13 protein-coding genes and 1 riboswitch (1 of these 14 cut by a window edge) are annotated in these 13823 nt (G+C 70.4%); of the genes, 3 read left to right on the top strand and 10 right to left on the bottom strand.

Going from position 1 to position 13823, the window contains the following annotated elements; translation table 11 throughout:
- From E5F05_RS07425 to E5F05_RS07390, 8 genes are all read right to left on the bottom strand, one after another.
- On the bottom strand, positions 1-749 hold the 5' portion of the coding sequence (locus tag E5F05_RS07425) for a DUF512 domain-containing protein (protein ID WP_129118003.1). 724 nt of this gene lie to the left of the window's left edge; 749 of the gene's 1473 nt are visible here — the first part of the coding sequence; it begins with the start codon at positions 747-749; the stop codon falls past the left edge of the window.
- A gap of 637 nt (positions 750-1386) precedes the next feature.
- Positions 1387-1851 carry a 6,7-dimethyl-8-ribityllumazine synthase gene (gene ribH, locus E5F05_RS07420; RefSeq protein WP_129118002.1) on the bottom strand — a complete coding sequence of 155 codons (465 nt, stop codon included), beginning with the start codon at positions 1849-1851 and terminating at the stop codon, positions 1387-1389.
- On the bottom strand, positions 1848-3062 hold the full coding sequence (locus E5F05_RS07415) for a bifunctional 3,4-dihydroxy-2-butanone-4-phosphate synthase/GTP cyclohydrolase II (protein ID WP_129118001.1): 1215 nt from the start codon (positions 3060-3062) through the stop codon (positions 1848-1850). Before E5F05_RS07415 ends, ribH begins: the two co-directional genes overlap by 4 nt.
- A complete protein-coding gene (locus E5F05_RS07410; RefSeq protein ID WP_129118000.1) occupies positions 3059-3703 on the bottom strand; it encodes a riboflavin synthase in 645 nt (214 codons plus the stop codon). The genes E5F05_RS07415 and E5F05_RS07410 overlap by 4 nt, the downstream gene beginning before the upstream one ends.
- A 2-nt stretch (positions 3704-3705) precedes the next feature.
- Entirely contained in the window at positions 3706-4857 is a 1152-nt protein-coding gene (gene ribD, locus E5F05_RS07405; RefSeq protein WP_306461355.1) for a bifunctional diaminohydroxyphosphoribosylaminopyrimidine deaminase/5-amino-6-(5-phosphoribosylamino)uracil reductase RibD, read from the bottom strand.
- A gap of 36 nt (positions 4858-4893) precedes the next feature.
- A riboswitch (FMN riboswitch) is annotated at positions 4894-5056 on the bottom strand.
- A gap of 56 nt (positions 5057-5112) precedes the next feature.
- Positions 5113-5841: an SIR2 family NAD-dependent protein deacylase gene (locus E5F05_RS07400; RefSeq protein ID WP_129117999.1), complete on the bottom strand. Its 729-nt coding sequence runs from the start codon at positions 5839-5841 to the stop codon at positions 5113-5115.
- Positions 5842-5884: 43 nt separating this feature from the next.
- Positions 5885-6376, bottom strand: a complete 492-nt coding sequence (locus E5F05_RS07395; RefSeq protein WP_129117998.1) for a hypothetical protein — start codon at positions 6374-6376, stop codon at positions 5885-5887.
- A gap of 156 nt (positions 6377-6532) precedes the next feature.
- The gene (locus tag E5F05_RS07390; protein WP_129117997.1) at positions 6533-7048 is read right to left on the bottom strand and encodes an RNA 2'-phosphotransferase; all 516 of its coding nucleotides are present in this window, start codon (positions 7046-7048) and stop codon (positions 6533-6535) included.
- Between the two features lie 75 nt (positions 7049-7123).
- On the opposite strand from E5F05_RS07390, the gene E5F05_RS07385 reads away from it, so the two are divergent.
- The gene (locus E5F05_RS07385) at positions 7124-8632 is read left to right on the top strand and encodes a carboxypeptidase M32 (protein ID WP_129117996.1); all 1509 of its coding nucleotides are present in this window, start codon (positions 7124-7126) and stop codon (positions 8630-8632) included.
- 27 nt (positions 8633-8659) lie between these two features.
- Here E5F05_RS07385 and E5F05_RS07380 read toward each other — a convergent pair whose 3' ends face one another.
- Positions 8660-9655, bottom strand: coding sequence for a phosphotransferase enzyme family protein (locus tag E5F05_RS07380; RefSeq protein ID WP_164973387.1), 996 nt, complete (start codon positions 9653-9655; stop codon positions 8660-8662).
- 569 nt (positions 9656-10224) lie between these two features.
- On the opposite strand from E5F05_RS07380, the gene rpoZ reads away from it, so the two are divergent.
- Positions 10225-10524 carry a DNA-directed RNA polymerase subunit omega gene (rpoZ, locus tag E5F05_RS07375; RefSeq protein ID WP_026332496.1) on the top strand — a complete coding sequence of 100 codons (300 nt, stop codon included), beginning with the start codon at positions 10225-10227 and terminating at the stop codon, positions 10522-10524.
- Between the two features lie 151 nt (positions 10525-10675).
- The gene (locus E5F05_RS07370) at positions 10676-11938 is read left to right on the top strand and encodes a cation:proton antiporter (RefSeq protein WP_129117994.1); all 1263 of its coding nucleotides are present in this window, start codon (positions 10676-10678) and stop codon (positions 11936-11938) included.
- Between the two features lie 8 nt (positions 11939-11946).
- Here E5F05_RS07370 and E5F05_RS07365 read toward each other — a convergent pair whose 3' ends face one another.
- Positions 11947-13821 (bottom strand): N-acetylmuramoyl-L-alanine amidase, encoded by a 1875-nt coding sequence (locus E5F05_RS07365; RefSeq protein ID WP_129117993.1) that lies wholly within the window; start codon positions 13819-13821, stop codon positions 11947-11949.
- Between the last annotated feature and the right edge of the window lie 2 nt (positions 13822-13823).

The following is a 13823-nucleotide window of genomic DNA, read 5'->3' as shown; positions in this document are numbered from 1 at the left end:
TTGGGGCGGCTGCTCAAATACTCGACCGTCTCGTCCAGATGCTCGCGGTCGTTGCGGCCCGGCACCAGCACGATCTGGGTGTAGAGGTCGATGCTCTCCAGCCGCTCGATCATCGAGCGAATCTGCACCGCCTGGGGGTCCTTGACCTTCAGCTTCCACCACTTCATCAGGTCCTGACGGAGGTCCTGATTGGCCGTGTGGACCGACACGTACAGCGGCGAGAGGTTCTCGTCGAGAATCCGGTTGATGTCGCCTTCGGTCAGATTGGTGAGGGTCACAAAAGAGCCGTAGAGAAAGGACAGGCGGTAATCGTCGTCCATGATGTAGAGGCTCTTGCGGAAGCCGCGCGGCATCTGGTGCACATAGCAGAAGTCGCACTTGTTGGCGCACTTCTTGATGCCGTCGAACAGCACTTCCTCGAACTCCAGGCCAGGGTCCTCCCACTCCACCTCGAAGGTGAAGGTGGGGGCCGCCGGGTCGTAGGCGAGGCGGTGATGATCCTGCGCCGTCCCGAGGACGCCCGTCAGCACGGCGGGGCGCTCCACCGGGCGGCTGATCTCCAGCACCACGCACCCCTGCGAAAGCCGGTGGCGGTAGGCCAGCACGTCCGTCACCGGGACGCCGTTCACGCGGATCAGCAGATCGCCGGGCCGCACGCCCGCCCGCTCGGCAGGGCTGCCCGGCTCCACCGTCTTGATCGGTGCCGGAAAGACCTGTTCCTGTTCTTGAAGCTGCTCGGCTGCTGTCACGTTATCCCCCTGATGCGGGACACGCGCGGCCCCGTCCAAACAGGGCAGCTTAACAGAGGGGGCGGGGGAAAGGGTGTGATGCCGCTCTCCCTTTCCCAGGGCCACCGGAAAGTGGCCGGGTTCACACAGCCCCGATTGAACTCCTCTGCCGCGCAGCTCTGCGAGTCCGGCCCTGCGGGACACCTCCCCTCAAGACTGAGTGATGCATGTCAGTCTCTGATCAAGAAGAAACGACGTGTGGAGCGATAAAAAAGCTCCTCCCCCTTGACTGGCACAGCTCCGCAGGAGAGGGGGGAGGCCGGGTGGGGGTGAACGAGCCGGGCATAGAGAGGCCACTGGATGACCGAATGCCTAGTCTGTTTTGAGGGCAGCCGAGCGGCTGCCACCCCCCTCCCCAACCCTCTCCCGCAAGGGGAGAGGGAGAAAAAAGCCCATCCGAGGCAGCAAATTTCTATTGCACATCAAGCTTCTCAAGAGGAGGCAATGACATTGGCTTCCTGGAGGGCAAATAGAGTCCCTGGTTCCCCTTGAGGGAAGCTGACTGAGGGGTTGAACGGGGCGAGCACTTCCAAAACCGACCTTTGCGGTGCCCTGTCTCCCTTTCCCCCGCGCTCCTTTTCGCTCAGTACACCTTTGCTCAGTACACCTGCCGCAGCAGATTCACCGTCTCGATCATGGCGAGGGTGGCCTCCGCGCCCTTGTTCCCGGCCTTGATCCCGGCGCGGTTGAGGGCCTGTTCGACGGTTTCGGTGGTCAGGACGCCGAAGGCGATGGGCACGCCCGTGTGCAGTGAGGAGTTCAGGACGCCACTCGCCGCGCTGCCCGCCACGAACTCGTAGTGGTCGGTGTCGCCGCGAATGACGGCTCCCAGGCACACCACCGCGTCGTACCGCCCGGTTTCGGCCAGCTTCCGGGCCACCAGCGGCAGCTCGTGCGAGCCGGGGACGATGAAGTGGTCGAGGTTCGCGGTCTTGCCGCCGTGCTGGACAAAGGCGAGTTCGGCTCCCTCCACCAGACGGTCGACGATCAGGTGGTTCCAGCGGGTGGACACGACGGCGAAGCGGAGGTCGGTGGCGAGCAGGTGGCCTTCGCGGCGGTTCATGCGGACTCCGGGGAGGGGGGAATGAGGGCCAGGTGGCCGAGCTTCCTAGCCTTGGTGGCGAGGTAGGCGGCGTTGTGGGGGTTATGGCCGACATGCAGCGGGACGCGCTCCACCACCTCCAGGCCGAAGCCGCCCAGTGAATGCAGCTTGCGGGGATTGTTGGTCAGCACCCGGAGCCTCTTCGCGCCCAGCAGGTGCAGCATCTGCGCGCCGATGCCGAAGTCGCGGGCGTCGGCGGGGAAGCCCAGGCGGAGGTTGGCCTCCACCGTGTCGGCCCCCTGGTCTTGCAGGTCGTAGGCACGAATCTTGTTCAGCAGGCCGATACCGCGCCCCTCCTGCCGCAGGTAGACGAAGGCGCCCCGGCCCTCCGCCGCGATGGCCCGCAGGGCGGCGTCGCGCTGGGGGCCGCAGTCGCAGCGCAGGCTGTGGAAGGCGTCCCCGGTGAGGCACTCGGAGTGGACGCGCACCAGCAGCGGTTCCTCGTTCACCTCGCCCAGCACCAGCGCGACGTGTTCGGCCCCGGACAGCGTGTCCTCGAAGCCCACCAGCCGGAACTCGCCGTACTCGGTGGGGAGCCGGGCCTCCGCGACCCGCGCCATGAAGGGGTCGTGTTGCAGGCGGTAGGCGATCAGCGCCTCGATGCTGCCCACCTTGAGGCCGTGCCGCTCGCCAAAGGCCAGCAGTTCCGGGAGGCGGCTCATCTCGCCGGAATCGTTCATGATCTCGCAGATGACGCCCGCAGGCTCGAAGCCCGCCAGCCGCGCGAGGTCGCAGGCCGCCTCGGTGTGCCCGGCGCGGCGCAGCACCCCACCGGGACGCGCCACCAGCGGGAAGATGTGCCCCGGTCGCCGGAAGTCCGCCGGACGGGAGGCGGGATCAAGCAGAGCCCGAATGGTCGCCGCGCGGTCGTAGGCGCTGATGCCGGTGGAGTTGCTGGCGTGGTCCACGCTGACCGTGAAGGCGGTGCCGTTGGGGTCGGTGCTGGCCATGACCATCGGCGTGAGGTCCAGCGCCCGCGCCCGCTCCGGGGTCAGGGTCACGCAGATCAGCCCGCGCCCCTCCCGCGCCATGAAGTTCACCCACTCCGGCGTGGCGGCAGCGGCGGGCATCAGCAGGTCGCCCTCGTTCTCGCGGTGCTCGTCGTCCACCAGGATGACGGGGCGGCCCGCCCGGAGTTCGGCCAGCAGTTCGGGAATGGGCGTGAGACTCACGCGCTCACCTCCGTCCACCCGAAGTCCCGCATCAAGAGCAGCCGCTCTACATACTTCGCCATCTGGTCGGCCTCCAGATTCACCCCGGCGCCCTCCCGCCACTCCCCCAGCGCGGTGACGGCCAGGGTGTGCGGCACCAGCCAGAGGGTGAACTCGTCCGGCGCGAGGTCGGTGCGGCTGCCCCCCGGACCCCCCGTGTCCACCACGGTCAGGCTCACGCCGTCCACGGTGACGCTGCCCTTGGGGACGAGGTAGCGGGCGAGGTGGGGCGCGGCGCGGACGCGCAGGGTGTAGGCCCCCGGTGCCTCGCGCAGCTCCAGAATCTCGCCCGTGCCGTCCACGTGTCCGCTGACGACGTGCCCGCCGAAGCGGCCAGCAGCGGTCATGGCGCGTTCCAGGTTCAGGCGTACCCCAGCGTGCCAGTTGGGGGCGGTCTTCTTCAGCGTCTCCTGCGAGAGGTCGGCGGTGAAACTCTCCCCGTCCCAGCCCGTCACCGTCAGGCAGGTGCCGGAGCAGGCGACGCTCTCCCCCAGTTCCAGGTCTGTCCACATCCGTTCCGGGGCCACCGTCACGGTGAGGATGCCATTCCGTTCCTCGGCACGCCTCACGCGCCCCACCTGTTCCACGATTCCGGTAAACATAGTCACTCCTCCCGCGCCGCTGCTCTTTGCAGACGCGGAACCCGGTTGAGCAGGCCCGAAATCAGCACGTCCGGGCCGAGGGTTTCCACCCGCAGGTGGGAGAGGGCCTCTGCCTGGCCCATCGGGCGCAGCGGGCCGTCCAGCGGCGGCAGGCCCGCACCCAGCAGCCGGGGGGCGATCAGGGCACGCACCTCGTCCACCAGCCCGGCCGCGAGGAACGCGCCCAGCAGGCCGGAGCCGCCCTCCAGCAGCAGGCTGGAGATCTCCAGGCGGCCCAGACCGCGCAGGGCTTCCGGCAGGGTGGCCGCGCGGAGAACCTGCACGCCCGCCGCCGCGTGGGCCCTCGCGTCCGCAGAGGGCGACGTGACGAGGACGGCTCCCGGACGCCATACGCGGGCCGTCAGTGGCGTCCGTGCCCGGCGGTCGAACACCACCGGGCGCGGGTCACGTCCCCCCGGCACCCCGCGCGTGGTGAGGGCCGGGTCGTCGGCCAGGAGGGTGCCGCTGCCGACCGCGATGGCGTCTTGCTCGTCGCGCCAGCGCATGACCCGCTCGCGGGCCTGCTCGCCCGTCACGGCCCCGCGGCCCTCGGGCGTGCCGTCTGCCCGCAGGGCGGCGATCTTGCCATCCAGGGTCATGGCATATTTCGCGACCACCCAGGGCCGCCCCCGCGCCACCAGGCTGCGAAAGCCCGCCTGCTGCGCTGTGGCCTCGTCCTCCAGCACGCCCAGCGTCACGTCCAGGCCCGCCGCCCGCAGGCGGCGAACGCCCGCGCCGCTGACGCGGGGGTCGGGGTCGAGGGCCGCCACGACCACCCGCGCCACGCCCGCCCCGATCAGCGCGTCCGCGCAGGGGGGCGTCCGCCCGAAGTGGCCGCACGGCTCCAGGGTGACGTAGGCCGCCGCGCCCCGCGCCTGCTCGCCCGCCTCACGCAAGGCGAACACCTCGGCGTGGGGTTCACCCGCGCGGGAGTGAAAGCCGCGCCCCACGATGTCGCCCCCCCGCACGACGACGCAGCCCACCGGGGGATTGGGGGCCGTGCGCCCCAGGCCCCGCGCCGCCTGGGCGAGCGCCTGCGCCATGAAGGCGGCGTCCGGTCCAGCCAGCGGAATCTTCTCCACCCGTGTGCCGGGCGGAGCATTCACTTCACACATACGCTGTCGTCACCCGCCGGGGAAGGCGCGGCGACGTTCCTCCTTCTCTCATCCGGACTGTGACCGTCGGCCCCCGAGTCTCACGGGATCGGGCCCGCGCGCGGTGCAATTTGCGCGGGCTTCGCGGGCTGAGGCCAGAGTGCCAGCGCACTGGGCCATCACCGCCGGTGGGGAATTTCACCCCGCCCCGAAGGAAGCGGCCCACCTGCACGGCAGGCCGGACACAGGCTAGCACCGGGGCGCAGCGGGTGTGCCTTAGCTGTCCAGCAGCGCCGCCAGCCCCTTCGAGGCCACCTCCCGCACGCTGTAGTCCATGTACGGCGTCAGTTCCGTCTCCTCGGGGTTCACCTCGATCACCGCGCCGCCCCCCCGCCGCGTCTCGAAGGCGAGTCCCGCCGCCGGGTAGACTACGCCGCTGGTGCCCACGATCAGGGCCACGTCCGCCTCCTGAAAGGCACGGGTCGCGGCCTCCAGGGCGTCCTCGGGCAGGTATTCGCCAAACCAGACGATGTTGGGGCGCATCCGGGCGCCGCAGGTGGGGCAGGCAGGCGGGGGCGTGAAGGTGTCCGGCGCGGGCAGGGACGTGACCGTGCCGCACTCCTCGCAGCGGGCGCTGGTCAGGTTGCCGTGCAGTTCCACCAGGCGCTCGCTTCCAGCGCGGGCGTGCAGGCCGTCCACGTTCTGCGTGGCGAGGAAAAAGCCTTCGCCCTTTTCGCGTTCCAGTTCGGCCAGCCGGATGTGTGCCTCGTTGGGTTGCGCGCGCGTCACGTCGGCGTAGCGGCCCGCGTACCACTGCCACACTGTTTCGGGGTCGCGTCGGTACGCCTCCGGGCTGGCGAGGTCTTCGGGACGGAAGCGTGCCCAGTGGCCGGTCTGGGCGTCGCGGAAGGTGGGGATACCGCTCTCGGCGCTCACGCCCGCACCGGTCAGCACGGCGACGCGGCGGGCCTTCCGGAGGGCGGCGCGGGCCTCTTCGAGCTTCATGGGGTCAGGGTAACGTGCCCCGCGCCGGGTCAGCCCAGGGCCGTCACTTTCCGGCGAGCAGGTCGCGGAAATGCCGGAAGTACACCAGCAGCATCAGCCCCTCCAGCCCGGCGGCCCCCAGGATGCCCGTCACCACGCGCGGCAGTCCCTCCCCGTTCTGAAGGGCGGAGAAGGCCCCCAGGAACGTGATCATGGGCAGGAAGCACATCCCGATGATCGAACTCAGGCCCAGGACGACGGCGACACCTGCCCCCATCAGGTACAGCCTGCACCCCGGAACTTCCAGCAACTCGGTGCCGGGCCGGGGGGGCAGCGCCGGGCGCGGGGCAGGGCGGCCCGCCGCAAGGGTCAGGCCCAGGCAGCGTGCGGCCCATGCGGCCAGCAGCAACAGCCAGACGGGCACGAAAAGCACGCGGGTGACCCCGATCACCAGCCGGAAGAATTGGCGTTGCCCGGGGGACAGGAACGCGAGATCTCGCTCGATCCGCTCCCGGCCTGGCGGCGTGAGGGGCGACCTGGTTGCCTGCGACCGCATGACCATACGCTTCCCCTTCTGCGGAGGCCGCGCCGCCGGGGTTCCGGTCCGGTGGGCACCGCCTGGATGTGGAGCGGCCGTGTGAGCTGCGACCGTGTGAGCTTCAGTGTGCGCCGCGGCGGCGGGCATTGCATGAGCGCCGCGTCACGGGCGGCGTCAGGGAAACGCCAGGAACTCCGGCGGGACCGCGTCCACCAGCCACACGCCGTTCGCGCTGAGGTAAAAGACGTACCCGGCGGCGTGCATGGCTCCGGCCTCCACCTCCAGCACCACCGGCACGCCGCGCCTGGCCCCCACGCGCCGGGCCGTCTCGGGATCGGGCGAGAGGTGGACGTGGTGCCGCCCCATTTTCCGCAGCCCCTCCTGGCGGATAGCAGGCAGGGCCGCCGGGTGCGTGCCGTGGTAGAGCCGCGCGGGCGGGACGGCGGGCGTGAGGCCCAGATCGACCGGGACGCTGTGCCCCTGATTCGCGCGGATGCGGTCGCCGTCCAGCGAGAACCTCTGCTTGTTGTTGGTGGCGACCACCCGTTCCAGTTGCTCGCGGGAGACGCGCAGATGGCGGAGAACGGCCTGCACGGGTGCCCAGCCGTCCGGCTCCAGCGTCACGCCCAGCTCGCCGGGCGCGTGGCGCAGCAGGTACGAGAGGCGGCGGGAAAGCTGCTCGTCGGTCACGCCTTCATTCTGCCGCTGCCCGGCCCCGGCCAGAACGCGGAGGCGCTCCCGCGCCGGACAGGGTACGCTGCCCCCATGACTCAGACGCCGACCGACGCGGCCTGGACGGAACTGCAAACCCGCTTTCAGGAACTCGCCGACCTGGGCGGCACCCTGGCGCTGCTGGGGTGGGACCAGAGCACCTATCTTCCGGCAGGCGCAGCGGGCGGACGGGCGCGGCAGCAGGCGCTTCTCGCCCGCCTGCGGCACGAGCGGGCCACCGACGCGGCCTACGGGCGGCGGCTTGATGAACTGGCGGGCCGGGACGACCTGTCCCCTGTGCAGGCGCGGACGCTCGCGGTCGCCCGCAAGGAGTTCGGGGAAGCCACCCGCTTTCCCGCCCGGTTCGTCGCGGAGTTCAGCCAGCACGTGGGCGAGAGTTACGCCGCCTGGACCGGGGCGCGCCCCGCGAACGACTTCGCGCGGATGGTGCCGTACCTGGAAAAGACCCTGGACCTCAGCCTCCAGGCCGCCAGCTACTTTCCCGAGTTCGCGGACCCGCTGGACTACTTCATCGACCAGTCGGACGAGGGGATGACCGCCGCACAGGTGGGCGAAATCTTCTCTGCCCTCCGCGCGGCGCTGGTGCCGGTGGTGGAGGCGGTGACCGCAGCCGAGCCGCCCCGCACCGACTTCCTGCACCGCCGCTACCCGGGCCAGGAGCAACTGAAATTCGGAGAGGCCGTGATCCGCGATTACGGGTACGACTTCACGCGCGGGCGGCAGGACCTCACCCACCACCCCTTCATGACCCGGCTGGGCGGGCACGACCTGCGGATCACCACCCGCGTGAAGGAAAACGACCTGACCGAGGCCCTGTACTCCACCCTGCACGAATCCGGCCACGCGATGTACGAGCAGGGCGTGGCGGAGGAGCTGCTGGGCACCCCGCTGGGCGGCGGCGTCAGCGCGGGCGTCCACGAGAGCCAGTCGCGCCTGTGGGAGAATCTGGTGGGCCGCAGCCGGGCCTTCTGGGCCGCGTACTTCGGGAAGCTCCGCGACACCTTCCCCGAACAGCTCGCGGACGTGACCGAGGGCGAGATGTACCGCGCCGTGAACACCGTCGCCCGTTCCCTGATCCGCACCGACGCCGACGAACTCACCTACAACCTGCACGTCATCACCCGCTTCGAGCTGGAGCGCGAACTGCTGGGAGGCCGCCTGGCCGTGCGCGACCTGGCCGACGCCTGGCACGCCGCCTACGAGCAGAACCTGGGCCTGCGCGCCGAGAACGACGTAAACGGCGTGCTTCAGGATGTCCACTGGTACTTCGGCAACATCGGCGGGGCCTTCCAGGGCTACACGCTGGGCAACGTGCTCAGCGCGCAGTTCTACGCCGCCGCCGAGCGGGCGAATCCGGGGCTGGAGGCCGACCTCGCCCGCGCCGACTTCGGCCGCCTGCACGGCTGGCTGCGCGAGAACGTGTACGCGCCGGGCCGCCTCTACACGCCGAATGAACTGGTCGAGCGGGCCACCGGGGAGCCGCTGACGGTGGAGCCGTACCTGAAGTACCTGCGGGAGAAGTACGGGGCACTGTTCTCGTAGGCGGTCGAGGGGAGCTTCCCCCTCCCCTCAACCGGCGGCGCAGGCTTGCAGGAAGTTCAGGTAAGGGATATCTCCCAGGATGTTGTGGCGGTAGGCTTCCAGTGTCCGCTGCTGCGCCTCGGACAGTCGCGCCAGGTCCCACTTGCTCTGGAGGAGCAGGTACAGGTCCACCTCACGCAGCTTGAGCAGGGCGGGCACCAGCGCCAGGTCGGCCTCGTCCAGCGGGCGAACCTCGCGGTAGCCCGCCAGCAGGTTCGCCCACAGGTGCCTGCCCAGCGCCTCGCGGTCTGGTGCGCCCCCCACGCCGTAGTACAGCGCCATCGCGAGGTCGTTGACGTAGAAGTTGTGGGCACAGTCGTCGAAATCGAACAGGGTGAGCTGCTCGCCCCGCAGCAGGAAGTTGCCCGGGTGCGCGTCGTTGTGGGCCAGCCCGAAGCGGTCCGGCGTGGCGGGCTGGGCGGCCAGTTCCGCGACCAGCGCGTCGAAACGCGGCAGGATGCCGGGGTCCAGCGGCACGCTCAGGGCCGCCGCCAGCGCGTGCCGGTCGCGGATGTAGGGGTCGTCCTGCCAGGTGGGGCGGCCCCGGGGGTCCTCCGGCTGGTACGCCTGGGTACGTTCGTGCAGTTCGGCCAGCAGGCGGCCCCAGGCGCGCATCTGCGGGACGGTCAGTTCGGCGGGCCTGGCGCGTTCGCCCGCCGCGCGCACAAAGGCCGCCGAGAAGTAGGCCCCGCCCGCTCCGTCCGGCCAGACGTGCAGCCGTTCGCCCTGGGCATCCGGCACCGGCGGCGCGACGCTCACGCCCCCCTCTGCCAGAAAGGTCAGCCAGTGCAGTTCGGCCCTGACCTGCCGCTCGCTGCGGTGACTGCTGTGGACCAGCCGCAGCACCCGCCCGCCCTGGGGCGCGGAAAAGGCGTAGACCTGATTCTCGAAGCTCCCCAGGTCGGTCAGGGTGTCCGGGGTCTGGCCGTAGTGCGCGGCCACAGCGGTCAACAGCTCATGTGGAGGGGGAGGATTGCCGAACATCTGGAGCAGCCTACGGGACAGCGTGCGGTGCGGCATCGGCCAAACGTCTTAACGGATAGGTGAACGGCCCCAGCCCAGGGCAGGATGTGCCAGGGCGACCGCAATGTCCGGTTGCGCTCCAGTCAACCCCTCAGTCAGCTTCGCTGACAGCTCCCCTCAAGGGGAGCCAGGGATGGCCCCCAAGACGTTCATGCTGTTGCCTCCCTTTGAACGCTTGATGTGCAATAGAAGATTCCTCGTCCCAGACGTGTTCTCTTGCTCCCTCCCCCCTTGCGGGGGAGGGTCGGGGAGGGGGGTGGCGGGCGAAGCTCGCCCTCGTGCCAGACGAGAAAAAAGGTTCTGCGCGCCCTACCCACCAGCCCCGCATTTCACAGCAGGCGTTTTAAGGGAAGGTGGCCCGCAGGGCCGGACTCGCAGAGCGGCGGAGCAGAGGGGGTTAAAGAGGATGTGCCTCTATCGCTGGTGTTGATCGGCTCCGGCGGGGTAGACTGCCTGGTTGAGAGCGTCCGGAGGGGCGCGGCAAGACAGGTGACGTGCCCGGGGCCGCCGCCTGGAAAGGGGTTTTGAAGATGGCCGAGAAGGATATCGACAAGTTGCTTTCCCTGACCGACAGCAAGTACCGGCTGTCGGTCGTGACGGCCAAACGTGCCCTGCAACTGCGTTCGGGGGCGCCCAGCGTGCTGCCCGTCGAGCAGCGGGTGCGGACGCGCAACCTGGTCACGCAGGCGATGCGCGAACTGGCGACCGGCAAGCTGACCGTCGGCACGGAGCTGATGGACGAGGGCCGCTTTCACCAGGATTACGTGCGGCAGAAGCAGGCCCAGCTCCAGGCGCAACTGAACGCCGAGCGCGAGCGCGAACGCGACTGAGCCAGCGTCTAACGGTCTGACCGTCAAACCGTCTGACGGCTGGAGAAGCCGGAGCAGGGCCGGTTTTGAGCAGTTAGACCGTTAGACTTTGAGACACCTCCCGCTGCCTTTTGCGGGAGGTTTCTTGATTCTGGCGGCTAGAGTGGGCGGCATGTTGACCGCCTTCGCCTTCCTGCTGAGCGTGACCGCCGTGCTGGCGTACCTGAACGAGCGCCTGCTGCACTTTCCCACGACGGTCGGCGTAACGCTGGCAGGCACGGTGGCCAGCCTGCTGCTGATGGCGCTGGACGCGCTGGGCGTGCCGGGGCTGCGCGGGTGGGCGGCGGGGCTGCTGGAGACGCTGAACTTCACCAACTTCGTGCTGAACGGCATCCTGAGCATCCTGCTGTTTGCCGGGGCGCTCAGCCTGAATGCCGGGCAGATGCTGCGGCAGCGGGTCAGCATCCTGACGCTGGCGATCCTGAGCACGCTGCTGAGCACATTCCTGATCGGGTTCGGGGCGTATTTCGTGTTTGCGCTGGTAGGCCTGCACGTGCCGCTGATGTGGGCGCTACTGTTCGGCGCGCTGATCAGCCCGACCGATCCGGTAGCGGTGCTGGACCTGCTCAAGCGGGCGCGGGTGCCCGCCCAGATCGAGACGCTGATCGCGGGCGAGAGCTTGTTTAACGACGGGGTGGGGGTGGTGATCTTCCTGGTGCTGGCGGGCCTGGCGGGGATCGGGCCCAGCCACGCCGAGCCGAGCGTTCTGGGTGCCCTGAGCCTGTTCGTGCGGGAGGCGCTGGGCGGGATGCTGTTCGGGGCGCTGCTGGGAGGCGTGGGATACCTGATGCTGCGGTCCATCGAGCAGCACGCGGTGGAGGTGCTGCTCACGCTCGCGCTGGTGGTGGGCGGGTACGTCGCGGCGACCGCGCTGGGCGTCAGCGGCCCGCTGGCGATGGTGGTCGCCGGGCTGGTGATCTCCGCCGTGAAGGAGCAGGCCTTCAGCCCGGACACCCGCGCCCACGTCGAGGGCTTCTGGGAAACCGCCGATCAGGTGCTGAACATCCTGCTGTTCGCCTTTATCGGCCTGGACGTGCTGCTCACCCGGACGACCGGACGGCAGCTCCTCGCCAGCGTCCTCCTGATCGGCGTGTCCCTGGCCGCCCGCTGGGTCAGCGTGGCGCTCCCCTTCCTGCTGGTGCGCGCCCGCGAGGGCTACGGCGCCTACACCGTGCGCCTGCTGACCTGGGGGGGCCTGCGCGGCGGCATCGCGATCAGCCTGGCGCTGAGCCTGCCGGACAGCCCCTTCCGGATGCACCTGCTCACCGCCACCTACGCCGTCGTGCTGTTCACCATCGCGGTGCAGGGCCTCACGATCATGCCGCTGGTGTACAAGGCCAGCGCGGCCAGCACCGAAACCCCCGCCCGGAGCTGACGCGCCGGTTACTTCCCGGCCCCGCCCACGGCGCCCCCGGCCGTGATGCCGGTGACCAGCGCCTCGCGGATGCCCTGCGCGATGCCGAGCGCCACCCGGTCGAGGTAGTTGGTGTCCTTGAGGTTCAGGCCGTCGACCGGGTGACTGGTGTACCCGATCTCGACCAGCGCGGCGGGAATGCGGCTGTTGCGGAGCACCGCCAGCGAACGGTTGTTCCGCAGGCCCTGGGGGAAGGCGCCGGTCACCGCCACCACGTTCTTCTGGATCAGGGCGGCGAAGCTGTTCGACAGCGGGTGGTTGGGGTTCCACCACGTCTCCACGCCGTAGCCGTGCAGGGCGTTGCTGGCGGGCATCGCGTTCACGTGGATGCTCAGGAACAGTTGGGTGCCGGGGCCGCCCATCGCCGCGCGCATCACCAGGTCGGTGTTCTTGACGGGGTTCAGCTCGCGGTCGCTGTCGCGCGTCAGCACCGCGTCCACGCCCGCCTGACGCAGCAGGTCGCGCACCCGCAGCGCCACGTCGAGCGTGACCTGCTTCTCCACCACCGCGCCGACCGCGCCGGGGTCACTCCCGCCGTGCCCGGGATCGATCACCACCCGCGGCTGCACCATGCTGGTGCTGAAGGCCAGGATCGCCGTGCCGCGCGCCGCGGGCAGCAGGGGCACCGTCGCCACCACCCGTTCGCGTGGCGTCAGCGGCGTGAGGTCGGCCAGGGCGGGCGAGAGGTCGATGGCCAGCCGCGAGCGGTCGCTGCCGGGCGTGGGCGGGACCAGTTGTGCCCGCCACCCGCTGCGGGCCGTGAGCGGGGTTCCCGTCAGGAGCGTCACCGTCACGCCGTCCGCACCCGGCTCGTAGCGCCAGCCGCGCAGCTCCGGGCTGATGTCCTGCCCCATCTGGGCACTGGCGCTGACCCCCGAGAGGTCCAGCCGCAGGCCGACCCCGCCCGGCGACACCCGGTACGTGGTCCCCGGCGGCAGGTCCAGCACCACCCGCGTCATCCCGGGATTCTTCCCGACGCGCGGCGGCGTGAGGGCCGCCCCCGCCTGCCCGTTCCCCGGCGCGCGGCCCGCCAGCGCACTGGGTTTGTCGGGGTCCTGGCCGGGGAGGGCGGGCGCGGGGGGCGGCAGGCTGCCCCTGGGCGCGGTCGGGACGGCGTCACCGGGCGGCAGCTGGTCCGCGAGCGGCGCGCTGGTCTGGAGCGCAGTCTGAGACACGCTGGTCGGTGCCGCAACGGTCTGAGCCGCAACGGTCTGGGGTGTGCCGGTCGGGGAAGGACCGGTCACGGGTGAGGTGAGATTCAGAGGCGAGGTGAGCGCGCGGCTCGCGTCGGGCGTGGTGGCGGTGGGGGTCATGCGGACCAGGGCGCGCAGGGGAGCACTGGCCCCGCCCGAGAGGGTCGGCCCGAAGTCCAGAATCAGCACCCGCGTGCCCGCCGCGAGGGTCGCCTCGCTGGCCCGCCAGCCCTCGGTCAACGACAGCGGGAACGGCGTGACGAGCGTGACCTGGCCGCCGCCCGCCCGGTACTCCGTCACGCTGGCCCCCAGCCGGGCACTCACGGCGGGCAGCACCCGCGCCCCCCGCACGTCCACCCGCAGGCCCCCGAAGGTCGGCGTGAGGGTATAGGCCATTCCCGGCACGAGGTCGAACACCACCCGCGTCTGGCTGCCGTCACTGCTGGAACGTGGGGCGCCGAAGGTCAGGTTCGGCGCCCCGGTCAGGTTGCCCGGCGTGGGGGCCGCTGCGGTGGGCGCAGGCGTTCCGCGCAGGCTGGGCGCGGCCTGCGCCGGAGCCGCGCGCTGAAACGGGTCCGCCTGCGCCGCCGCCCAGGACCCCGCCACACCGCACGACAGGACGGATGAGAGGAAGATGACCTGCCGCTTCATGG

Source organism: Deinococcus metallilatus, assembly GCF_004758605.1.
In the GTDB taxonomy this organism is placed as follows: Bacteria; Deinococcota; Deinococci; order Deinococcales; family Deinococcaceae; genus Deinococcus; species Deinococcus metallilatus.
This window is presented reverse-complemented; position numbering and strand designations above follow the sequence as displayed.

Excerpts from the sequence above, each read along its gene's own strand:
- E5F05_RS07380 (WP_164973387.1), bottom strand. The coding sequence starts at position 9,655 with ATGTTCGGCAATCCTCCCCCTCCACATGAGCTGTTGACCGCTGTGGCC.
- E5F05_RS07385 (WP_129117996.1), top strand. The coding sequence starts at position 7,124 with ATGACTCAGACGCCGACCGACGCGGCCTGGACGGAACTGCAAACCCGC.
- ribD (WP_306461355.1), bottom strand. The coding sequence starts at position 4,857 with ATGTGTGAAGTGAATGCTCCGCCCGGCACACGGGTGGAGAAGATTCCG.
- E5F05_RS07365 (WP_129117993.1), bottom strand. The coding sequence starts at position 13,821 with ATGAAGCGGCAGGTCATCTTCCTCTCATCCGTCCTGTCGTGCGGTGTG.
- rpoZ (WP_026332496.1), top strand. The coding sequence starts at position 10,225 with ATGGCCGAGAAGGATATCGACAAGTTGCTTTCCCTGACCGACAGCAAG.
- E5F05_RS07410 (WP_129118000.1), bottom strand. The coding sequence starts at position 3,703 with ATGTTTACCGGAATCGTGGAACAGGTGGGGCGCGTGAGGCGTGCCGAG.
- E5F05_RS07400 (WP_129117999.1), bottom strand. The coding sequence starts at position 5,841 with ATGAAGCTCGAAGAGGCCCGCGCCGCCCTCCGGAAGGCCCGCCGCGTC.
- E5F05_RS07395 (WP_129117998.1), bottom strand. The coding sequence starts at position 6,376 with ATGCGGTCGCAGGCAACCAGGTCGCCCCTCACGCCGCCAGGCCGGGAG.
- ribH (WP_129118002.1), bottom strand. The coding sequence starts at position 1,851 with ATGAACCGCCGCGAAGGCCACCTGCTCGCCACCGACCTCCGCTTCGCC.
- E5F05_RS07370 (WP_129117994.1), top strand. The coding sequence starts at position 10,676 with ATGTTGACCGCCTTCGCCTTCCTGCTGAGCGTGACCGCCGTGCTGGCG.